The sequence below is a fragment of the Spirillospora sp. NPDC048819 genome, assembly GCF_040650055.1.
Classification (GTDB): Bacteria; Actinomycetota; Actinomycetes; order Streptosporangiales; family Streptosporangiaceae; genus Spirillospora.
Window position 1 is genome coordinate 101933 of record NZ_JBEZGN010000033.1, and the last position, 21026, is coordinate 122958.

The following is a 21026-nucleotide window of genomic DNA, read 5'->3' on the forward strand; positions in this document are numbered from 1 at the left end:
GGCCGTCCATAGGCTCAGGTCTGCTTCTCGGGGTGGTAGTCGGCCTCGTCCACACCGAACGTCCAGGCGACGCCCGCGCGCGCTGTGCGGATGTTCGGCGGGACGCGCAGGTAGTAGGTGCGGTGGGTGCCGTCCGGTTCGGGTGTCGAGTTGATCACCTCCACCATGACGAAGGGCTCGTCGCCGGGCAGGTCGATCGACCACAGGACACCGGTCTCGTCCTGATGCAGGGGACGCGCACCGGTCTCGGCCAGATAGCGGTCGTAACCGAAGATCTCCAGCATCACCCGGCGCAGCTCGGCGTTCTCTTCCGAGGTGATGCGGGCGGCCGTCAGGTCGGTCAGGGTTTCGATGAAATCGTGCGGGATCGGCATGCCGCGCCATGCGTGCAGCGCGAACCCGTCCGGGTAGGCGAGGGCCGGGCCGTCGCCTCTGTGCAGCCGCCCCGGCTCGTCACGATGCAGGTCGCAAGGGCGCTCCGACAGGATCACCATCCGCTCGTACGGCCACCACCAGCCGGCGGAACGGGCGACCTCCGCGAGACCGGCGAGCGGGCCGTCCAGCCGCCCGAGGGTCTCGAACAGCGCCAGCCACGGCGCGTCGTGCTGCCCGAGGACCGCGTCGAGCGTCGCGCCCCGCAGCACGGACGAGGCCGCCTCCGCCCGCGGCGACGGCTCGGGCCCGTCCAGTGCCAGGTCACCGATGGCGCCGCGCACGCGCGTGACGAGTGCCTGCACCTGGTCCCACAGCAGACCGCCCGTTTCGGCCCACACCCGCGGCCACTGCTCCGGCCCCTGTTCGGAGCAGGCCGCGGTGCGTTCCGCCTCCCACGGACGCGTCCTCACCTCGGTCAGGACGCTTGCGCCCGCGTCGCCGCGTCCGTTCAGGACGGCCGCCGCGACGGCACCGCGCGCGGGGGAGGGCATCCACACGTACCGCTCGGGGGCGTCCAGCCCCGCGGCCGCGTAGGCGGCGGCGACGCCCGCCTCGGCCCGGTCACGGTCGGCCGGGCCGGTGCCGAACGCCACCGACTGCCAGTCGGCGACCACGAAGTGGGGTTCGCGCATTGTTCCCGTGAGCATCGCGATCCTCCCTCAGTCGGCCACGACGCGGACGGCGCCGGGCACGTACTCGCGCTGGCGGACCACCCGGTACCAGCCCTTGGGCAGCGAGATCGCCGCGTGCTCCTCATGGACCAGCCGCCCGCCGGCCGGCAGGTGAAGGTGGTCGGGAGTGAACGGATCGGGGACGCGCAGCAGCGACCCCGGCGCGGCCAGAGCGTGCGCGTGCCCTGTGGCCTCGCCGAGCGCGAGGACCATGCGCCCCCGGCCGTCCCGCGGGGCCGGCGGCAGGCACCGCACGGACTGCGGAACCGCCTCCTCGGGCACGGGCAGGATCAGGATGTCTCCCTGTCGGTACATGCGGCGAACGTAACGTCCGCCACCGACAGAATGAGCACCGACGAATGAGCACCCGCCGGACGAGCACGAGGACCGGCGGAACGGCTCGCGTCAGAAGCCGCGGGTGCGGCGGGCCGCGGGGCGGGCCCAGTTTCCGGACGCGCTCAACCCGACGTGCTGGAACGCGCGGATGAATTCACCACCGAGGTTGACGCCGGCGCCCAGCGCGAGGGCCACCGACACCGCGCCGATGAGGCTGAGCACGCCCGTCTCCGGTGATCCGGTGTTGAGTTCCACCATGCCCCGGTAGAGCGCCGTCCCCGGGAGAAGGGGACCGATGGCCGGGACCACGTAGGGCATGACGGGATTCCCGTGCCGGCGGGCGAGCCAGTTCGCCGCCACACCGACGACGGTGGCCGCGACGGCCGCAGCCAGCACGGGCGGAAAACCCCATCCGCGCGTCAGGACGTACAGCACCCAGATCAGGGCGCCGCCCAGGGCCGCGGCGGCCAGTACGTCCCGCGGGACGGCGAGGGACACCGCGAAGGTGAGCGAGATCATGGCGGCGGCGATGATCGCGACCGGCTCCAGCGTCGCCGGCGCCGTGGGCAGATGGCTGACGTCGATCGGCGCGCCCAGGCTGACCGCGAGGTAGACGACCGCGCCGAGCCCCGCGACGAGCGCCGCGATGATGAAGAAGACCTCCAGGACCCGGGCCCCGGCGCTGACCAGGTCGCCGGTGATGCCGTCCTGGATGCTGGCGACCAGGGGGCGTCCCGGCAGCAGCGCCAGGATCGCGCCGGTGACGATCGCGGCGGCCTGGCCCGGGTTGCCCACCGACACCACGATCGCCGCGGCCGCGGCGCCGATCGCGGCGGCGACCGCCAGTTGGAAGAACTCCGCGATGCCGCGGCGTGCCAGGACGGCGCCGGTGCGCTCGCCGACGAGGGTGGCGCCGAACGCGGTGACCGCCACGACCAGTCCGCCGCCTGCCAGCACACTGCCGGAGGCGCTGACGAGTCCCAGTGCCACGACCAGCAGCCAGGCCGGGTACGGGGCACGGCCCCGCTTGATGTCCGCGAGCCTCTTGTGAGCTTCGTCAAGTTCCAGCATGCCGATGGACGCGTCCTGGACGAGCTTGTGCAGCGCGGTGAGCCGCCAGAAGGCCGGAGTGCGGCGGCGGATGGCCCGCGTCCCCGTCATCGGCGGCGCGCCCTTCCCCGGATGGGCCGACACCAGGATGCTGGTCAGCGTGACCTGGACCTCGCAGCGGGGCAGCTCGTAGGCGACGGCCAGTCCGAGCATCGCCTCGTTCACCCGCTCGGTCGTCTCGCCACTGGCCAGCAGAAGTTCACCGACGCGCAGGACGAGGTCGATCGCCCGCGGGTCGACGGCCTCGCCGGGCTCCTCCTCGGGCGGTTCCGCCGGGACGCCGTCCATCAGGACCTGCCACGTCCGCCTCAGGCGTTGCGCCGCGTTCGACTCCCGCAGCCGTTCGGCCGCAACCGGCCCCAGCACGCGCTCCGCCGCGCCCATCCCCCGCCCGTGCCCCTTCGCCGTCGAACCGATCTTGATTGGCAGGCTACCCGCGGCCCCCGTGTCCCCAACCGCTGTGCCCGCCATCCACAGAACACGATTCTGGTGCGTTGTCTTCCAAACCGCTGGTACCAAGGACGCATGAGCACTTCAGACGGACTGCGGGACGAGGCCGAGCGCTGCCTGCGCTCCCTCGCGGGCGACCACGCACGGCTCCGCGACGACCAGTGGACGGCGATCCGCGCCCTCGTCGTCGAGCGGCGCCGCGCCCTGGTCGTCCAGCGCACGGGCTGGGGCAAGTCCGCCGTCTACTTCGTGGCCACCCGGCTGCTCCGCGAGCGCGGCGCGGGCCCCACCGTGATCGTCTCGCCGCTGCTGGCGCTGATGCGCAACCAGATCGAGGCCGCCGGCCGCGCGGGCATCAACGCCCGCACGATCAACTCGTCCAACACCGGCGACTGGGAGCGGATCTTCGACGAGGTCGAGGAGGGCGCGGTCGACGTCCTCCTCGTCAGCCCCGAACGGCTCAACAACCCCGACTTCCGCGACCTCGTCCTGCCCAAGCTCGCCGCCGGGGCCGGACTCGTCGTCGTCGACGAGGCGCACTGCATCTCCGACTGGGGCCACGACTTCCGCCCCGACTACCGGCGGCTGCGCACCCTGCTGGCCGAACTGCCGCCCGGCATCCCGGTGCTCGCCACCACCGCGACCGCCAACGCCCGCGTCACCCAGGACGTCGCCGAGCAGCTCGCCGGCGACGACGCCCTCGTCCTGCGCGGCGCCCTCGAACGCGAGTCGCTGCACCTCGCCGTCGTCGCGCTCCCCACCGCCGAGCAGCGGATCGCCTGGCTGGCCGAGCACCTCGCCGACCTCCCCGGCTCGGGGATCATCTACACGCTCACCGTCGCCGCCGCCCACGAGATCACCGGCCACCTGCGCGACCGCGGCCACGAGGTCGCCGCGTACTCGGGCCAGACCGAGCAGGCCGAGCGCCTCCAGGCCGAGCAGGACCTTCAGGACAACAAGCTCAAGGCCCTCGTCGCCACCAGCGCCCTCGGCATGGGCTTCGACAAACCCGACCTCGGTTTCATCGTCCACGTGGGCGCCCCGCAGTCCCCGGTGGCCTACTACCAGCAGATCGGACGCGCCGGCCGCGGAGTCGACCGCGCCGAGGTGATCCTCCTGCCCGGCCGCGAGGACCGTGACATCTGGGCCTACTTCGCCAGCCTCGCGTTCCCACCCGAACTCGTCGTCCGCAACACCCTCGACATCCTGGAGACCGCGGACCGCCCCCTCTCCACCGGTGCCCTTGAACCCCTGGTCGACCTCAACCGCGCGCGCCTCGAAATGATGCTCAAGGTCCTCGACGTGGACGGCGCCGCCCGCCGCGTCAAAGGCGGCTGGACGGCCACGAACCAGCCCTGGACCTACGACCGCGAACGCTACGAACGCGTCACCGCGGAACGCCGCCGCGAACAGCAGGCGATGCTCGACTACATCTCGACCCCCGCCTGCCGGGAGGAGTACCTGCGCCGCCAGCTGGACGACCCCGCCGCCGCCCCCTGCGGCCGCTGCGACAACTGCACGGGCCGCCACTGGCCGGCCGACGTCAGCCGGGAGAGCACGACCCAGGCCCGCGACCGCCTCCACCGCCCGGGCGTCGACATCGCGCCCCGCCGCATGTGGCCCACCGGCGTGAAGGACGACCTGGGCGTCTCCGGCCGCATCAAGCCCGACCTCCAAGCCGAGACCGGCCGAGCCCTGGGCCGTCTCACCGACATCGGCTGGGGCAACCGCCTGCGCGACCTGTTCGCCGCCGACGACTCCGACGTCCCCGCCGACCTGGTCGACGCCGTCGTCAAGGTCCTCGCCGCCTGGGACTGGCCCGCCCGCCCCACCGGCGTCGTCACGATCGGCTCCCGCTCCCGCCCGCGCCTGGTCGGCACCTTCGGCCACCGCATAGCCGAGATCGGCCGCCTGCCCTACCTGGGCGAACTGGCCCCGATCGGCGAACCCGTCCCGCGCCGCCACAACAGCGCCCAGCGCCTCAGCTCCGTCTGGCACACCCTGACCGTCCCCACCGACCTGGCGGCGGCCCTCCGCGAAAACCAGGGCCCCCTTCTCCTGGTCGACGACCGAGTCGAAACCGGCTGGACGATGACCGTGGCCACCCGCCTCCTGAAGCAGTCCGGCGCCACCCAAATCCTCCCCCTGACCCTCGCAACCCCCAACTAACCCCCCACCACCCCACAGCCCCGCCCCCGGGTGGTGCGCCGGGGGCGCCGCTTTGGTGGCGTGGTGCCTGGGCGGTGGTGCGGCCGGGGATCGTCCGGCGCCCGCGCGCCCCCGTGGGCGCGGGCGGGACGATCGGGCCGGCCCGTGCGCGCGGCCCCGCGCACGGGCCGGCGTCCGGCCCCGGCGCCGCGGCGGAGAAGTGCCGCGGCGAACGGGAGTCAGGGGCGCCGGGCGGCGGCCCCGGCGGCCGGCACCGCCGGGGCACGCCCGGGAGCGCCGCCGTCCTTGCTGGGACGGATGACGGCGGCGGGGAGTGGCTCGCACGGGAAGTGTTCTAGAGGTTAGAAAACTCTGTCCAGTTGTTTAGGAGTACATCTTGAGATAAGTTCAGCGGGAAATGTCATCATTTCCCGCCCAGCTGACCAATCGGCCATTTGACCGGACAGGTAGTAATGTCGCTCTCCGTGTCACCGACCTTTGAGGCGCTCCTGGAATGCCCGTCCGGGCTCCTGGACATGACGTTCGATCAGCTGCGGACGCTCCTGGTGGTGCACGAGACGGGGTCCGCGCTGAGGGCCGCCCGCGTCCTCGGCCGTGAGCAGTCCAGCGTCCAGAAGCAGCTCGACACGCTGAACCGCAACAGCCAGATGCTCTGCGGCGAGGTCCTGACGGTCCGCCAGGGCCGCGGCAAGGATTTCCTGTTCACCCCGACCGGGGAAACCACGGTCGAACTGGCGCGCAAGACGTTCGAGAAATGGCTGGAGTCCATTCACTGGAGCCGGCGCCGCCTCGGCAGGATGCTCACCGTCGGCACCACCGAGTTCACCCTTCCGATCGTCTCCCGGGCCTGGAACCGCGTATCGGAGGAGTTCCAGCAGCGGGAGGTGGAGTTCAAAGTCGCCCACGTCCGCACCAAGGACCTGTGGTCGCGCCTGGAGACCCGCCAGGTGGACCTCATCTGCGGCAGCATCGTCAGCACTCCGGAGGGCGACCTCCGTTTCAAGGAGTACGAGGTCATCGAGTACGCGCGCGGCCAGGCGCTGCTGCTCACCAACCTGCCGGTGTCCGAGCTGCCGGACACGCCGGTCGAGACGAGCCGCCTCGCCGGCGTCCCGCTGGTGGTGCCGCCCGCCGGGCTCGTCGCCGACCTGCTCGCCACCTGGTACGGGGCGAACTTCCGCGATCGTCTCACCGTGGTCGCCGACATCGACGACGTGCATTACGGCCTGTCCCTGCTGCGCTCCGGCTTCGTCCGCGGCTGCATGATCGTCACCGGTTCGATCGGGCGCGGCATGGCGGCTCAGGACGACCCGGACGCCGTCCCGCTGCGCGCCATCGGCCTCCACGACGATCTGGAGCCGAAGGCCGAGCTCATGACCGGCGCCTTCGTCCGCCGCGCCGACCTGGAACGCTACGACGCGGGCCACCCCCTCAACCGCCTGTGGGCGGCCGTGCGGGAGGACGTCCGGACCTACAGCCCGGTCGCCTGACCGGGCCCCGCGCCGGGTGTCAGTTGATCTGGTTGTCGACGACGTCGAGAGTCGGGCGGGCGCCCAGATGCTTCATGGCCTGCGCGCCGAGGCGGCAGCCGGCGGTGAGGGCGTCGGCGGGCTGCTTGCCGTCCAGCCAGGGCGGGAGGAAGCCCGCGACGAAGGCGTCGCCGGCGCCGGTGCCGTCGGCGATCTTCTCGACGGGTTCGGCGGCCACGGTGACGGGTTCGGGGCGGCCGTTGGTGTACCAGAGGGCGCCGTCGGCGCCGGTCTTGATGACGACCTGCGGGTACCAGGCGGTGAGGACCTTGGCGGCCTGCGCGGGGGTGTCGCGGCCGGTGAGGATCTCGGCCTCTTTGGCGTTGACGACGAGGAGGCGGGCGCCCTGCGTCCATTCGAGGAACGGCTCGGCGCCCATCCGCTTGAGGGGGGAGGACGAGCCGCCGTCCACCGAGACCGACATCTGCGCTTTGCGGGCGAGGTCCAGGGTGTGGATGGCGGCCTTCCGGGAGCCCTCGTTGATCAGGGCGTAGCCGGACAGGTGCAGGTGGGTGCCCTGGGAGAAGAGATCCCTGCAGCGCTCGATGTCCTCGGGGAGGAGGGCGGCGTTGGCGCCCGGGTCGGACAGCATCGTCCGGTCGCCTTTGTGGGTGACCATCACCACACAGGTGCCGGTGGGACGGTCGCCGTCCATCACGAGGCGGGCGTCGACGCCGTACCCCATGAGTTCCATGTCCCGGTTGCGGCCCGCGATGTCGGAGCCGCGGCGGCCGACGAAGGCGACGTCGACCCCCTCCACGGCGAGCCACGCGGCCACGTTGGCGCCCGAGCCGCCTCCGTGGATCGTCACGGCGGCCGGCGTGTCGCTCCCCTTGGCCAAGGGGTAGGCGGCACGCGCCACGGTGTCTGTCATCAGATCGCCGACCACGACCACGCGCGTCATGGAGTCATCACCTCGATCAACACGGCCCGCGCGAGCGGCAATTCAGGGCGTGTGGACGACCGTAACAGCTCTTGAGCCCCGAATAGGTCTCGAACGCGCAGCGAAAGCAAGGAAGCCGAATTTTTCCTGGCGCGGGCGCCAGCGGGCCCGTGCCTTACCCTCGGGTACGTGACCGAGCGTTACCCGGATCAGTGGGAGGCCGACGTCGTCCTCAGTGACGGCGGGACGGCCCATCTGCGTCCTATCCGGCCCGGTGACGACGGGTTGCTGCGCGAGTTCCATGCGCGGCTGTCACCAGAGTCGATCTACTACCGGTTCTTCTCGCCGCGCCCGCACCTGTCGGACCGTGATGTCGAGCACTTCACGACCGTCGATCACGACCGGCGGGTCGCCTTGATCGCCACGATCGGGGAGGTGATGGTGGCGGTCGTCCGCTATGACCGGCTGGCCGACAGGCCGGAGACGGCGGAGGTCGCGTTCCTCGTGGAGGACGCGCACCAGGGGCGCGGCGTCGGCCCGGTGCTGCTGGAGCACATCGCTGCGGCGGCGCGGGAGCGGGGCGTGCGCCGGTTCGTGGCGAGCGTCCTGCCCGACAACCGGCGGATGACCCGGGTGTTCAGGGAGGCCGGGTACCGGGCGGAGCAGCGGTTCGAGGAGGGCGTGATCGAACTCGTCCTGGACCTCGAGCCGACCGAGACGTCCGTGGAGGTCATGACGGCCCGCGAGCACCGGGCGGAGTCGCGGTCGATCCAGCGGCTGCTGTTCCCGCGTTCGGTGGCGGTGATCGGGGCGAGCCGGGCCGAGCACAGCGTCGGGCAGACGGTGCTGCGCAACCTGCTGGCCGGGGACTTCACCGGGCCGGTGTATCCGGTGCATCCGACGGCGGTGGCCGTGGCGGGGGTGCGGGCGTACGCGTCCGTTCTGGAGATTCCGGACGACGTGGATCTCGCGGTCGTCGCGGTGCGCGCGGACGCCGTCCACGAGGTCGTGGAGCAGTGCGCGAGCAAGGGCGTCCGGGGTTTGATCGTCGTGTCGTCGGGCTTCGGTGAGATCGGCGATGAGGGACGTGTCCGCCAGGAGGAGCTGGTGCGGCTCGCGCGCGCCTACGGGATGCGCGTCGTCGGGCCCAACTGCCTCGGCATCGCCAACACCGACACCGACGTGCGGCTGAACGCGACGCTGGCGCCGACGATGCCGGGACGGGGGCCGGTGGGGTTCTTCTCCCAGTCCGGTGCACTCGGCATCGCGATCCTGCAGCGGACGGCCGAGCGCGGCCTCGGTCTGTCGACGTTCGTCTCCGCGGGGAACCGGGCGGACGTGTCGGGCAACGACCTCCTGCAGTACTGGGAGGAGGACCCCGCGACCAAGGCCGTCCTGCTGTACCTGGAGTCGCTGGGCAACCCCCGCAAGTTCGCCCGGCTGGCGCGCAGGCTCGGCCGCCGCAAGCCGATCGTGGCGGTCAAGAGCGGCCGCAGCACGCAGGGCGTCCCGCTCGGGCACGCGGCGCGCGCGCTGACCCTGCCCGACCACGCCGTCAGTGCGCTGTTCGAGCAGGCCGGCGTGATCCGGGTGGAGGACCTGTCGGAGCTGTTCGACGTGGCGCAGGTGCTGGCCTACCAGCCGCTTCCGGCCGGCGACCGCGTCGCGATCATCGACAACTCCAACTCGCTCGGGCTGCTGGCGCAGGACGAGGCGGTCGCGCTCGGGCTGGACGTCAGGCCGCGCATCGACCTCGGTCCGCGCGCGGACGCCGACGACTACGAGGCGGCGCTCGCCTCGGCGCTGGCGGACGACACCGTCGACGCGGTGGTGGCGCTGTTCACGCCCCCGACGATCGGGGGCTATGACGTGCGCGTCCCCGAGAAGATCCTCCGGCTCGCCGCCGGCAGTGCGAAGCCGATCGTGGCGACCTATCTGGGCACCGAGGGCATGCCCGCCGACCTGCGCGTCACCGGGCCAGACGGGATGGCAGCGGAGGGTTCGGTGCCGTCCTACACCTCGCCGGAGGACGCGGTCCGGGCGCTGGCGTACGTCATCCGGTACGCGCAGTGGCGGCAGCGTCCCGCCGGGCACACCCCGGAGCTGGACGGCGTCGACCGCGACCGTGCGCGGGAGCTGGTCGCCGAGTGGCTCAGCGCCGGCGACGCGGACGACGCGGGCGGCCGGGACGGCCGCGGCGGCCCGGTGGAGGCCACGCCGAAGCAGGCGGCCGAGCTGCTGTCCTGCTACGGCGTCGAGATCACCGAGGGCGGGGACGCGGACGGGGTGCCGGCCTGCATCGTGATCAGGGAGGACCATTCGTTCGGCGCGCTGGTGTCGTTCGGCATCGCCGACGAGACCGCCGCGCTGCTGGACGACCGCGCCTACCGGCTGTCGCCGCTCGCGGACGTGGAGGCGGCGGAGATGATCCGCGCCATCCGGACGGCGCCGCTGCTGCTCGGCCACCGCGGCGCGGAGCCGGTGAACCTGAAGGCCTTGGAGGAACTGCTGCTGCGCGCGTCCCGTCTCGGCTACGACCTGCCCGAGGTGGCGCGCCTGGAGCTCAACCCGGTGGTCGCGGACGCGTCCGGCGTCACCGTGCGCCAGGTCACGCTGACCTTGGAGCGCCCGCTGGGGCCGCGTCCCGAACTGGGGCCGCGCCGCCTGTCCTGACGCCCGTCACGTGGGAAAACCGGGCGGGTTCGGCGGGCCGGGCTCCGGCGTGGGCGGGATCGGGTCGGGTTCAGGGCCCGGCGGAACCGGGTCCGGGTCGGGTGCGGGAGGGCTCGGCTCGGGCGGGGGGCCCGGCGGCGTGGGTTCCGGCGGCGGGCCGGGCGGGACGGGCTCGGGCGACGGCCCCGGCGGGACGGGCCCCGGCGGCCGCGGCGCGGGTCCGGGGGACGGGCCGGGCGGTGGCTCGGTGGGCGGCACCAGCGGTTCGGGGGCGGGCGCCGGATCCGGGGTGGGCGGCGGGACCGGCTGCGGTGTCGGAAGCGGCTTCTCGTCCATGCCGGACCCGTACCCGCATGCCGGTCCCGTACCCTGCGGCGTCCCCTGCCGTGCGGCCGGTTGCGCGCCCCGCGATCGCGTGAATGACCCTGCGCCGGGATCGTCATGTGCACGTCCGGCCCTGAACAGGGCAGGATGGGGCCATGAGGGAAACCCGAGCGACGGTGAGCGGGCTGCGCACGGCGATCGAGCGCAGCGGTTACTACCCGGCCCTGGTCGCGGACGCGGTCGAGTCGGCCGTTGGGAACGAGCCCGTCGTCGCCTACGTGGTCCACCATGAGGCGACGTTCGACCCCGCGATGGAGGTGCGGCGGCATGTGACCGTGCTCGTGCTGTCGGCGAGCCGGCTGCTGGTGTGCCACACCGACGAGCACCCGCCCGGAGAGGGCATGGCCCGTCCGCACGCGTCCACGACCACCGAGGCCGTCAAGCTGGAACGCGTCCAGTCGGTCGCGGTGACGCGCGTCGTCCCGGACCCGGCGTCGTACGTGCCGGGCGTCCCGCCGACGGAGGTCGTGCTGACCATCGGCTGGGGCGCCATCGCCCACATCGATCTCGAACCCGCGACGTGCGGTGACGAGAACTGCGAGGCCGACCACGGCTACACGGGCAGCGTCACGGCCGACGACCTCTCGCTGCGGGTCAGCGAGGCCGCCGACGGCGGCGAGGCCGTCGGCCATGTGCTGGCGTTCGCCGAGGAGCTGTCCGCGGCGGTGTCCGAGAAGCCGGCCCGGTGACCGTGTGACGGCCACGAGCATGGAGCCGCCCGTCCCCCGGTACGGGACGGGCGCGCTCGCCGATCTTCCGCTGTCGGTGCTGGCGTCGCTGGGCGTCCCGGACGCCGTGAACGTCCTGGACCTGCCCGCGCTGCCGCGCGCCTGCGTCCTGCTGATCGACGGTCTCGGCTGGGAGCAGCTCAAGGCCCACCCGGACGAGGCGCCGTTCCTGAACGCCATGGAAGGCGGCCCGATCACGGCCGGGTTCCCGGCGACGACGGTCACCAGCCTGGCCTCGCTGGGGACGGGCGCCCCGCCGGGCGCGCACGGGCTGCTCGGCCTGCAGATGGCGGTTCCCGCGACCGGCAGGCTGCTCAACTGCCTGCTGTGGAAGGAGGACGACGCCGATCCGGAGACGTTCCAGCCCGTCCCGACCGTGTACGAGCGGGCGGCGGCGGACGGCGTCGAGGCCGGGTACGTCTCGCTGCGGCAGTACCGCGGGACCGGTCTCAGCCGCGCCACCACCCGCGGAGCCCGCTATCTGAGCGCCGAGAGCCTCGGCCAGCTCGTCGGGCGGGTCGAGCTGGCGCTGCGCCGCGGCGACCGCTCGTACGTCACCGCCTACCACGCCGACCTGGACGCGACCGGCCACCGTTTCGGTGTCGGTTCCCATGACTGGCGGCACCAGCTGCGGTTCGTGGACGTCCTCGTCCAGCAGATCGCGGCCGTTCTGCCGCCCGGGTCGGCGCTTTACGTTACGGCCGACCACGGCATGGTCAACCCTACGGATCGTGTCGACGTCGACACCGTTCCCGAGTTGCAGGAGGGCGTGGCCCTTCTCGGTGGGGACGCACGTGCCCGGTATGTCTACAGCGAGCCCGGCGCCCACGGCGACGTGCTCGCCGCCTGGACGGCCATGCTGGGCGATCGGGCCTGGGTCCTCCCGCGCGAGACGGTCGTGGAGGGCGGCTGGTTCGGCCCGCTCGGCCCCGGGATGGCGGAACGCGTCGGCGACGTGGTCGCGGTCCCGCACACCGAGCTCGCGATCGTGGCGTCCGAGCGGGAACCGTGGCTGAACCGGATGGTCGGCATGCACGGATCTCTCGTCCCCGCCGAGCAGATGGTGCCGCTGCTGACCACGATCCGGCCCTGACATCCTGCGACATGGGACGAACCAGGGGGTAGGTGAGATGAACCCGGACTCGCCCCTCCCTAATCCGGGCGCCGACGGTCAAACTGGCGATGTGCACCCTCTCATCGAAGTGCCCGCGTTGGACCGGCTGCTCCGGCGGCAGACACCCGTGGTCCTGCTGGACGTCCGATGGCATCTGGCGGGCCCACCGGGGATCGAGTCCTACCGCAAGGGGCACCTGCCCGGCGCCGTCTTCGTCGACCTCGACCGCGACGTGGCGGGGCCGCCGGGGCCCGGCGGCCGCCATCCCCTCCCCGAACCCGTCGTCTTCGAGTCGGCCATGCGCCGCGCCGGCGTCTCGGAGGACAGCCTCGTCGTGGTGTACGACGACGCCGACTCCATGTCCGCCGCGCGCGTGTGGTGGTCCCTGCGGTACTTCGGCCATGAGCGGGTCCGCGTCCTGGACGGCGGCTACCGCGCCTGGACGGAGGCGGGCCGCCCGGTGAGCACCGACGAACCCGACGTGAAGCCGGGCGACTTCATCGCCGACCCGGGCCGGCTGCCCGTCCTGGACGCCGAGGGCGCCGCCGAACTGGCCACCGCCGGTGTCCTCCTCGACGCCCGCGCCGCCGAGCGGTACCGCGGCGAGCAGGAGCCCGTCGATCCCGTCGCCGGGCACATCCCGGGCGCCCGCAACGCCCCCACGTCCGGCAACGTCGGCGTGGACGGCCGGTTCCTGCCGTCCGACCTGCTGCGCGAGCGTTTCGCCAAACTCGGCGCGACGGACGCCCTCGACGTCGGTGCCTACTGCGGATCCGGGGTGACGGCCGCCCACGAGATCCTCGCGCTCACCCTCGCGGGCATCCCCGCGGCGCTCTATGTGGGCTCGTGGTCCGACTGGGTGAGGAACCCGTCCAACCCGATCGCCACCGGCGACGGCTGACCGGGTCGCCACCGGCGACGGCTGACCGGGTCGCCACAGGCGACGGCTGACGGGGTCGCCGCCGGCGACGGCCGACCGGGCGGCCGTCATCGGGCGGCCTCCCGGTCGACCGGCGTCAGCCGGCGCCCAGGCACAGGAAGCCGGCCACTCCCGGGGTGCGCGGGATCGCCGCAAGGGCGTGCGCGGGGCTGTGGCCGGCGGCCACGGCGGTGTGGAAGGCGGACATGAACCCGGGGGTCGCCGCGTCGCGGACCGGCGTGACGCTTGCGATGACCGTGGCCGTGCCCAGGGCGAGCAGGGCGCCTGCCATGCCGAGGACGGCGTCGCCTTCGCCGGCGCGGCCGATGTCGCACGCCGACAGGACGATCATGCCCGGCGGGGCGGTCAGCTCGTCCAGGTCGTGGACGATCAGCGGACCGTCGGCGAGACGCATCCGCGAGAACAGGGGGTTGCCTTCGCGGAACTCGCCGTGGGCGGCGATGTGCGCGATGGAAGCGCCGTCGAGGGCGTCCCTGACCGGTTCCGCGCGTGCGTCCGGGCCGTCTAGGACGATCGCTCGCGGGTGGATGCGTCGCAGGGCGGCGACCTCCTGTTCGGCGTGGTGGAGGTCGGGGCCCGCAGCGAGGACGACGTGCCCGTCGGTACGGCCGGGTTCGCGGGCGTGCACCCAGGCGCCTACGGATGGGACGACCGTGAACGGACGTCCGGCCAGCGACGGGAGCACCGCCCAGGGAAGGCTGTGCAGCACGCCGGTCGGGGCGATGACGAGTTCCCGGTCGCCGAGGTCGCGTCCCGGCGGGTCGAGCAGTTGCCGGTCGAGTCGCCCGGCGGCGCCGGTGAGGGCGGAGAGCGCCTCAGGCTCGTCGTCCGCGGCGAGGCGGCGGGCGGCGAAGCGGATCAGGCCGGTCTCCCGGACGGCGTCGCCGCACGTCCCGAGGTGGTGGCGGCGGACCCGGCCGTCGGCGACGGTCACCGCGTGCAGCTCGGAACCGATCGAGATCATCTCGACGAGGGCGCGGTCGCCGAGCGCGGCGGCGATCTCCCCGATGCCGGGGGAGCGCGGCGGGGAGGCGCCTGACGGGCGGCGCCGCGTCCGTGCGCGGACCGCCGCCTCCAGATCCGCCATGTCCTCCCACAGCACCGACGGGACGTCTCCCCGGGCCATGCCCGCGGTGTGCTCGATGCTGAGAGCGCGCAGCGTGGTCAGCGCCGCGGCCCGCTCGGGGTCACGGGGCGGACGGACCCGTACCGGGCGTGCGATCGCCCGCCGCCGCTCCTCGACGGCGAGCAGTTCCGCCGCCGAGCGCGCCAGGCCGAGGCCGAGTTCGGACAGCTCGGCGGCGAATCCCGCTGCGCGGGCCCGCAGGTCCAGCGCACCGAGCGTCTCCGCGTGGTCTTCGGTCACCTGAAGGCCGGCCTCGACCGCCTCTACCGCGCCCCCATGGTCGGCCCGTGCCGCGCGTTCGAGGGCGACGGCGTGCCAGGCGGCGATCTGGGCGGACGCAGAGCCACGCGAACTCCCGACCCGCGAGAGCAGGTGCCCGGCGGGTCTGCCCAGCGCCAGCGCCACGCGCGCCGCGACGATGCGGGCCTCGTCGGCGGCATCGGCCCAGCCGCCGCCTTCCAGCCGCTCGGCCGTGGCCTCCGCCGAACGGAGCAGGACGGCGGAACGTTCACCGGACGCCCACCGTGCCCTGAGCAACACGTGCTCGGCCAGAAGCATCCATCCCGTCCGTTCCTGTTCGGCGAACATGGCGCGTGCCCTCTCGGCCGCGTCCGTGCACCGCTCGGGGTTCCCGTCGGACAGTTCGGCATGGGCGAGCAGGAGGAACCCGTCCGCGATGTCGCACCCGTAGCCGTTCTCGGTGGCGGCGTCCAGGGCCGCGGTGAGGACGGGACGTGCCTCACCCGGCAGCCCCGCCATGATGAGGGTCTCGGCCTGGTCGAACCGGCATTGTGCCAAGCGTTCACCGGTCAGGTGGGGTTCGGCCTCGGCGAAGAGCCGGAGCGCGCGCGGGACGTCCCCACTCCGCGACACCGCGAAAGCGAGATTGCCCTTGGACATCGCCGTCTGGTGGCGCAGCCCAGCGGCCTCGCCGACGGCGACCGCCTCCGCCAGAGCCGTCTCCGCACCCGTGAAGTCGCCACGGAACGCCTGCGCGAGCCCAAGGTTGGTGAGCAGGCCGTTGAGTACAGCCGGATCGTGTCCCTCCCTGAGACCAGGCAGGGCTCGCGCGGCGACCTCGCGTGCCTCGTCCAGCCGCCCTGCCCTCGCCAAAGCGCACGCCTTGTTGGCGGCCAGACGGTCTGCGTCCGGGCCCCGCAGGACGATCTCCGCCCCATGCGCGTGGGCGAGCGCCTCAGAGACGTCACCGCGTGCCGTGAGCAGGCCGACGAGATTCATCCGCACCTGCGCCGCCGAGTACGTGTCTTCGGCGTCGCCGGCCGCATCCAAGGCCCGGTGGAGGAAGGCGAGCCCCTCGTCGAGCCGCCCCAGCTCCTTGGCGGCCAGCCCGGCGACCCGTAGCGCGAGCACCCCGCCGCCCTGGTCGAACAGAGCCTTCGCGCGCGCGAAAGCGGTCGCCGGATCCACCGCCGCCAGCCAGAGGAGAGCGCGCTCGCCCGCCCCCGTCACAGGCGGATCCAGCTCGTGACGATCGTCGTGCCGTCGTCGAGCCGGAACACGAGACTCACCAGGCCCTCCGGCACGCGCGGCACGCAGAACAGCCCGGCGGACTCGGCCCGCGTGGTGATCGCGTCCAGCGGCAGGTCCCGGTGCCGCACCTGGACGAGGCCGGACGACGACGGCACGAGCCGCCCGGTGATCTCCCGGTCCCGGCCGTGCTCCGACACCTCGATCTCCACCGTCGACCCCGGGCACGTGAAGGTCAGCACCCGTCCCGTCCCGCCGCGGACCCCGGCCGCCGTCCGCACGGCCCGGTCCTGCGCCGGCTCCGCCAGGGTGGCGGCCGGCGTCCGCCACGCGATCGACGTGCGCGCCGCCGCCAGGACGCTCTCCGGCAGCGGATCCAGGACCTCGAACGCGTGGCGGACGCCCGCCATCAGCTCGTCGTCGTTCACGGGACGAGCCTCCGCAGCGCGTCCAGGCACCGCGCGCGGGTCGGCCCGACGCTGCCGACGGGAATCCCGAGGGCGGCGGCCAGCTCGGCGTGGCTCGACGCGAGCGCGAACAGCCGCAGCAGCGTGCGGCAGCGCCGCGGAAGCGACTCCAGCGCCGCACCGACCCGGCCCAGGCGCTCGCGGCCGAGCACCACCCGGTCGGGGCCCGGCTCCGGCGCCCGCGGCTCCGGTGCCCGCGGCGCCGGCACGACCGGCCGGTCGCGTCCCCGCCGGCGCACCAGGCGCAGGCTCTCGTTCCGCGCGGTCGTCGCCAGCCAGCAACCCGTCGCGGACGGATCGCGCAGCCCGTCGATCCGCTCCACCAGCCGAAGCCATGTCGTCTGCACCACGTCACCGGCATCGGCGTCGTTCAGCCCGTGCGAGCGGGCGATCGACCACAGCAGCCCGCTGTGCCGCTCGACCAGCCGGGCCCACGCGGCACCGTCGCCGTCGCGTGCCCGGACCACCAGCTCATCCGTGCCATCGTCCCAATGGGCCACCGAAGTCTCCTCCCGAGGCCCCCCGCTGCAGGTAACCCTATGGCATAGACGAGTGACTCTGCGTTGGAAATTAACGCTTCGCGATCGCGCCGTTCCCGGGGCCGACGACGACGCCGAGGCCCGGGAGGGCGGGGTGCGCCACCGGATCGAGGACGCGGTCCGCCGCGTCGACCGCGTCGAGCCCCTCCGCCGCCGCGAGCCCGGCGATCCGGCCCGCCACCGCCGGCGCGGCGAACGACGTCCCGCTCCACGTCGCGAAGCCGTCGAAGCGGTCGGGGTCGATGCCGTCCACGGGCGGCCGCGTCCCGTCGAACCGCACGAACGCGCTGGCCACGTCCACGCCCTCCGCGCACGCGTCCACCCACCACCCGTGGTTGGAGAACCAGGCCCGGTCGCCGCCGTCCAGCGCCGCGACACCGATCACGGGCTTCATCGCGGCGGGCCAGAACGGCCGGTCCCCGGCCGTGTTCCCCGCACACGCCACGACGACCGTCCGGCGGCCGAGCCCGGCGACCGCGCGCGCCAGCACCGGCGAGGGCCGGTCGTCATAGGTATGGCACCCGAGCGAGATGTTCACGATGTCGGCGCGCCCCCACTCCGCCAGCCATTCCAGCGCCCGGATCACGTCCAGCTCGTCGCCGACCCCGTCGCCGCCGATGACGCGCCGTGCCCGCAGCCGGGCGGTGGGCGCGTGCCTCAGCACCACGCCCGCGATGAACGTGCCGTGCCCGGCCTGCGCGTCCAGTGCGAAGTCCAGGTCGGCGTCCAGGACCTCCCGGACCTCGTCGCGCTGCTCCCGGTACCACTCGGCGTCCTCGTACCACGGATGCGGCGACAGGCCGCTGTCCAGGATCGCGACCGTCACGTCCCGGCGCGCCGCGGCGGCCTCCGGCGCGGGCACGGGCGCGGCGGGACGCGGCAGGTCCGCGGGCCCGCTCCACCACATCGGCTGCCCGTGGACGAGATGGTTCGGCGACACGCTCAGCCGCCGGCGCCGCCCGCCCGCTCCCGGCCCACCCGTGCTCAGCCCACCCGTGCTCAGCCCACCCGTGTTCACCCCGTCCGCGCTCAACCGGGCGGCGAGTTCGCACACGTCCACCTTCGCCGCGGGGCGCAGCCGCAGCCGCGTGACGGCGCGCTCGTCGTGACGCGAGTCGCACCAGCGCCGCACCACGGTCTCGGCGGCGCCGGCGTCACGCCCGGCGACCAGGATCTCGTTCCGGCGGATCAGCGCCGGACGGCCCGGTACCGGCTCCACCACCACCGCGTCGGGATGCCGCGCCAGTACCCGCTCCAGCCGCGCCTGCTGATCGAACATCGGCCCTCACTCTCACCGCACCACGCTCACCCGGCCACGATCGTGCACCCATGGTGCCGGAACGGACACGGTAAGTGATAGGCGACGGACCGGATGCAGCCGCCGGACGGGGCCTCACCGGGTTGCGCGCTTCTGCCTCCCGGCGGCCCGGCACGGGCTAACCTTGTCGGCCAGCGCCCGTGAATGTTGCGCATCCTGCGGTCAAGCGTTGAACAAACGCCGAACTCACGGTGGTGCGACACGTGCCGATGATGCACAATGAGGGACGCGGACGCCGACTTGGGACGTACGAGGCCGTAGGGGAAGACGAGCCTCGGTACAGATCCAGGAGGTCCGGTGACCGCACGTGGCGTCTTCTACGTCCACTCCGCGCCGCCTGCGCTGAGCCCGCACATCGAGTGGGCCGCCGCAGGTGTTCTCGGTGTGCCCGTTTCCCTTGATTGGGCTGATCAGGCGGCCGCGCCGGGAACGCTGCGCGCCGAGTTGCATTGGGAGGGCAGCCCCGGCACCGCCGCGGGCATCACCTCGGCGCTGCGAAATTGGAAGTTGGTGCGTTTCGAGGCCACGGAGGACCCCACACCCGGCAGCGACGGCGTCCGCTTCAGCTTCACCCCGTCCCTGGGGGTGTTCACCGGCGTCATCGGGGCCAGCGGCGACATCATGATCCCCGAGGACCGGCTCCGCTCCGTCATGGCCAACGCCGCCGTCGGCAAGATCACCCTGGAGAACGAGCTGGAGCGTCTCCTCGGCACCCCCTGGGACAACGAACTGGAGCCGTTCCGCCGCGCCGGGGACGGCGCCCCCGTCCGCTGGCTGCACGCGGCGGTTTAGTTTTGCAGTTCCCTTGGCGTCGGGCCCTAGCGGGCCCTTCCTTCGGCGGGAACTGCGGTGCGATCGCTGCATCGCTCCGAACTCGCCTTGCGGCTCGCTGCGCGATCAGGTTTCTTGCTTCGCTCGAAACCTGCCTTCGGACGCGATCGCGATGGTTTTGGTTGTTGCGTGGTTGGGGTGGGGCCGGGGTCTGTGCTGTAGGGGGTGCTGGGAGGCCGACCTGGGGAGGGTTCCTGACACGATGCGCTTGCTTGTGGCGGCGACGTCTCCAGGTGCATCGCTCTAACGTCGGGTGGCCCGGCGACGTGGTGGTCGCCGGGCCGTTGTTGCGTTAAGGGGCTTCGGTTGTCGCGCGCTCGCGGGTCAGAGGGCGCGTTGGAAGGCCACTGACACGTTGTGGCCGCCGAAACCGAAGGAGTTGTTGAGCGCTGCGGCGGGGCCGCCAGGGATCTTGCGGGGCTCGTCGCGGACGATGTCCAGGTCGGCCTCGTCGTCGAGGTCCTCCAGGTTGGCGACGAACGGGATGAGCCCCTCCTTCAGCGCGAGGACCGTGAAGAGCGACTCCAGCGCGCCGGCGCCGCCGAGCAGGTGCCCGGTCATCGACTTCGTGGCGGTGACGGCGACCTGGGCGGCGGCCTCCTCGCCGAGGCCGGCCTTGATCGAGGCGAGTTCGGCGACGTCGCCGGCCGGCGTCGAGGTGGCGTGTGCGTTGATGTGGATGATGTCGGCGGCCTCCAGGCCGGCGTCCTTGAGGGCGCGCTGCATCGCCTTGGCCTGCCCGGAACCGCTCGGGTCGGGCAGCACGATGTCGTAGGCGTCGCCGGAGTAGCCGCAGCCGGCCGCGATGCCGTTGATCTGCGCGCCGCGGGCGCGGGCGTGCTCCTCCGACTCCAGGATCAGGACGGCGGCGCCCTCGCCGAGCACGAACCCGTCGCGGTTCTTGTCGTAGGGGCGGGACGCGCGCTCCGGCTCTTCGTTGCGCGTCGACATCGCCCGCATGGCGCCGAACGAGGCCATCTGGAGCGGGTGGATGCAGGACTCGGTGCCGCCGCAGATCACCACGTCGGCGCGGCCCGCGCGGATCATGTCGATGGCGTAGCCGACGGCCTCGCCGCTGGACGCGCAGGCGCTGACCAGGGCGTGCGAGCCGGCCATCGCGCCGAACTCGATGCCGACGTGCCCGGACGCGCCGTTCGGCATCAGCATCGGGACGGTGAAGGGCGAGACCCGCGACCAGCCCTTCTCCCGGTAGACGTCGTAGCTGTTGAGCGCGGTGTGCAGGCCCCCGATGCCGCTGGAGAACACGACGCCGAGACGCTCACCGTCCACGGCGAAGCCGCCCTCGACGCCGGACTGCTCCTCCGGCTTCTTGGTCTTGCGCGAGGCGGGCGGGGCGAACCCCGCGTCGGTCCACGCCTCGCGTGCGGCGATCAGCGCGATCGACTGGTTGCGGTCGAGCCGGCGCAGCGCCTGCTTCGGCATGACCTCGGACGGGTCGACCTTCAGCGTCGCGGCGAACCGGACGGGCAGGTTCTCGACCCCCTCCCAGTCCAGTTTGCGGACCCCGGACTCGCCGGCGAGCAGGGCGGACCAGGTCGACGGCACGTCTCCGCCGAGCGGGGTCGTTGCACCGAGACCCGTCACGACGACTCTGGTCTGGCTCTTGCTCATAGCAGGTGCTCCTTGCGGACTGTGGGGGAAGGGCCCGGCGCGGGGGCCCCCCGGGGCCGGCCGGGGGGGGGGGGCGGGCCCCGCGGCGCCGTGCCGCCACCGCCCCCGGGCCCCGCCCCCCCCGCCGCCCGCCCCCCCCCCCCCCGCCCCCGCGGCGCCGGGCTCCCCCCGGCCCCCCCACGCCTCGATGTGCTCGGCCAGCC

The 21026-nt window shown here is 73.2% G+C and carries 17 protein-coding genes; 7 read left to right on the forward strand and 10 right to left on the reverse strand.

Annotated features, from left to right (window positions below; all coding sequences use genetic code 11):
• Positions 1–14: 14 nt before the first annotated feature.
• From AB0C35_RS34065 to AB0C35_RS34075, 3 genes are all read right to left on the reverse strand, one after another.
• Positions 15–1082, reverse strand: a complete 1068-nt coding sequence (locus tag AB0C35_RS34065) for a DUF6745 domain-containing protein (protein ID WP_358465244.1) — start codon at positions 1080–1082, stop codon at positions 15–17.
• Positions 1083–1094: 12 nt separating this feature from the next.
• Positions 1095–1421, reverse strand: coding sequence for a hypothetical protein (locus AB0C35_RS34070; RefSeq protein WP_358465247.1), 327 nt, complete (start codon positions 1419–1421; stop codon positions 1095–1097).
• A 90-nt stretch (positions 1422–1511) separates the two neighbouring features.
• Positions 1512–2936 carry a threonine/serine exporter family protein gene (locus AB0C35_RS34075; protein WP_358465249.1) on the reverse strand — a complete coding sequence of 475 codons (1425 nt, stop codon included), beginning with the start codon at positions 2934–2936 and terminating at the stop codon, positions 1512–1514.
• Positions 2937–3077: 141 nt separating this feature from the next.
• Between AB0C35_RS34075 and AB0C35_RS34080 the strand changes: the two genes are divergently transcribed.
• Entirely contained in the window at positions 3078–5171 is a 2094-nt protein-coding gene (locus AB0C35_RS34080) for a RecQ family ATP-dependent DNA helicase (protein ID WP_358465252.1), read from the forward strand.
• Positions 5172–5635: 464 nt separating this feature from the next.
• A complete protein-coding gene (locus tag AB0C35_RS34085) occupies positions 5636–6661 on the forward strand; it encodes a LysR family transcriptional regulator (RefSeq protein WP_358465255.1) in 1026 nt (341 codons plus the stop codon).
• 19 nt (positions 6662–6680) lie between these two features.
• Here the strand turns inward: AB0C35_RS34085 and AB0C35_RS34090 are convergent, their stop codons facing one another.
• A complete protein-coding gene (locus AB0C35_RS34090; protein WP_358465258.1) occupies positions 6681–7604 on the reverse strand; it encodes a sugar kinase in 924 nt (307 codons plus the stop codon).
• A 168-nt stretch (positions 7605–7772) separates the two neighbouring features.
• On the opposite strand from AB0C35_RS34090, the gene AB0C35_RS34095 reads away from it, so the two are divergent.
• Positions 7773–10256, forward strand: coding sequence for a GNAT family N-acetyltransferase (locus AB0C35_RS34095; RefSeq protein WP_358465261.1), 2484 nt, complete (start codon positions 7773–7775; stop codon positions 10254–10256).
• Positions 10257–10262: 6 nt separating this feature from the next.
• Here the strand turns inward: AB0C35_RS34095 and AB0C35_RS34100 are convergent, their stop codons facing one another.
• Complete coding sequence (locus AB0C35_RS34100; protein WP_358465264.1) at positions 10263–10592, reverse strand: hypothetical protein; 330 nt, start codon at positions 10590–10592, stop codon at positions 10263–10265.
• Between the two features lie 143 nt (positions 10593–10735).
• Here AB0C35_RS34100 and AB0C35_RS34105 point away from each other — a divergent pair, with 143 nt between their 5' ends.
• From AB0C35_RS34105 to AB0C35_RS34115, 3 genes are all read left to right on the forward strand, one after another.
• Positions 10736–11329 carry a DUF5998 family protein gene (locus AB0C35_RS34105; RefSeq protein ID WP_358465267.1) on the forward strand — a complete coding sequence of 198 codons (594 nt, stop codon included), beginning with the start codon at positions 10736–10738 and terminating at the stop codon, positions 11327–11329.
• A 19-nt stretch (positions 11330–11348) separates the two neighbouring features.
• On the forward strand, positions 11349–12461 hold the full coding sequence (locus AB0C35_RS34110; protein WP_358465307.1) for a nucleotide pyrophosphatase/phosphodiesterase family protein: 1113 nt from the start codon (positions 11349–11351) through the stop codon (positions 12459–12461).
• A 91-nt stretch (positions 12462–12552) separates the two neighbouring features.
• Positions 12553–13383: a sulfurtransferase gene (locus tag AB0C35_RS34115; protein WP_358465270.1), complete on the forward strand. Its 831-nt coding sequence runs from the start codon at positions 12553–12555 to the stop codon at positions 13381–13383.
• A gap of 115 nt (positions 13384–13498) precedes the next feature.
• Here AB0C35_RS34115 and AB0C35_RS34120 read toward each other — a convergent pair whose 3' ends face one another.
• From AB0C35_RS34120 to AB0C35_RS34135, 4 genes are all read right to left on the reverse strand, one after another.
• Positions 13499–16018, reverse strand: coding sequence for a CHAT domain-containing protein (locus AB0C35_RS34120; protein ID WP_358465273.1), 2520 nt, complete (start codon positions 16016–16018; stop codon positions 13499–13501).
• Positions 16015–16464: a hypothetical protein gene (locus tag AB0C35_RS34125; protein WP_358465276.1), complete on the reverse strand. Its 450-nt coding sequence runs from the start codon at positions 16462–16464 to the stop codon at positions 16015–16017. Before AB0C35_RS34125 ends, AB0C35_RS34120 begins: the two co-directional genes overlap by 4 nt.
• On the reverse strand, positions 16461–17003 hold the full coding sequence (locus AB0C35_RS34130) for a sigma-70 family RNA polymerase sigma factor (RefSeq protein ID WP_358465278.1): 543 nt from the start codon (positions 17001–17003) through the stop codon (positions 16461–16463). Before AB0C35_RS34130 ends, AB0C35_RS34125 begins: the two co-directional genes overlap by 4 nt.
• A gap of 70 nt (positions 17004–17073) precedes the next feature.
• The gene (locus AB0C35_RS34135) at positions 17074–18321 is read right to left on the reverse strand and encodes a S8/S53 family peptidase (protein WP_358465281.1); all 1248 of its coding nucleotides are present in this window, start codon (positions 18319–18321) and stop codon (positions 17074–17076) included.
• 336 nt (positions 18322–18657) lie between these two features.
• Between AB0C35_RS34135 and AB0C35_RS34140 the strand changes: the two genes are divergently transcribed.
• Positions 18658–19152 (forward strand): DUF3145 domain-containing protein, encoded by a 495-nt coding sequence (locus AB0C35_RS34140; protein ID WP_358465284.1) that lies wholly within the window; start codon positions 18658–18660, stop codon positions 19150–19152.
• Between the two features lie 363 nt (positions 19153–19515).
• Here the strand turns inward: AB0C35_RS34140 and AB0C35_RS34145 are convergent, their stop codons facing one another.
• Positions 19516–20823, reverse strand: a complete 1308-nt coding sequence (locus tag AB0C35_RS34145; RefSeq protein WP_358465287.1) for a beta-ketoacyl-[acyl-carrier-protein] synthase family protein — start codon at positions 20821–20823, stop codon at positions 19516–19518.
• Positions 20824–21026: the final 203 nt, after the last annotated feature.

What these genes read in the sequence shown, in the direction of transcription:
- AB0C35_RS34065 (WP_358465244.1), bottom strand. Translation starts at nt 1,082, where the DNA reads ATGCTCACGGGAACAATGCGCGAACCCCACTTCGTGGTCGCCGACTGG.
- AB0C35_RS34070 (WP_358465247.1), bottom strand. Translation starts at nt 1,421, where the DNA reads ATGTACCGACAGGGAGACATCCTGATCCTGCCCGTGCCCGAGGAGGCG.
- AB0C35_RS34075 (WP_358465249.1), bottom strand. Translation starts at nt 2,936, where the DNA reads ATGGGCGCGGCGGAGCGCGTGCTGGGGCCGGTTGCGGCCGAACGGCTG.
- AB0C35_RS34080 (WP_358465252.1), top strand. Translation starts at nt 3,078, where the DNA reads ATGAGCACTTCAGACGGACTGCGGGACGAGGCCGAGCGCTGCCTGCGC.
- AB0C35_RS34090 (WP_358465258.1), bottom strand. Translation starts at nt 7,604, where the DNA reads ATGACGCGCGTGGTCGTGGTCGGCGATCTGATGACAGACACCGTGGCG.
- AB0C35_RS34100 (WP_358465264.1), bottom strand. Translation starts at nt 10,592, where the DNA reads ATGGACGAGAAGCCGCTTCCGACACCGCAGCCGGTCCCGCCGCCCACC.
- AB0C35_RS34105 (WP_358465267.1), top strand. Translation starts at nt 10,736, where the DNA reads ATGAGGGAAACCCGAGCGACGGTGAGCGGGCTGCGCACGGCGATCGAG.
- AB0C35_RS34110 (WP_358465307.1), top strand. Translation starts at nt 11,349, where the DNA reads ATGGAGCCGCCCGTCCCCCGGTACGGGACGGGCGCGCTCGCCGATCTT.
- AB0C35_RS34135 (WP_358465281.1), bottom strand. Translation starts at nt 18,321, where the DNA reads ATGTTCGATCAGCAGGCGCGGCTGGAGCGGGTACTGGCGCGGCATCCC.
- AB0C35_RS34145 (WP_358465287.1), bottom strand. Translation starts at nt 20,823, where the DNA reads ATGAGCAAGAGCCAGACCAGAGTCGTCGTGACGGGTCTCGGTGCAACG.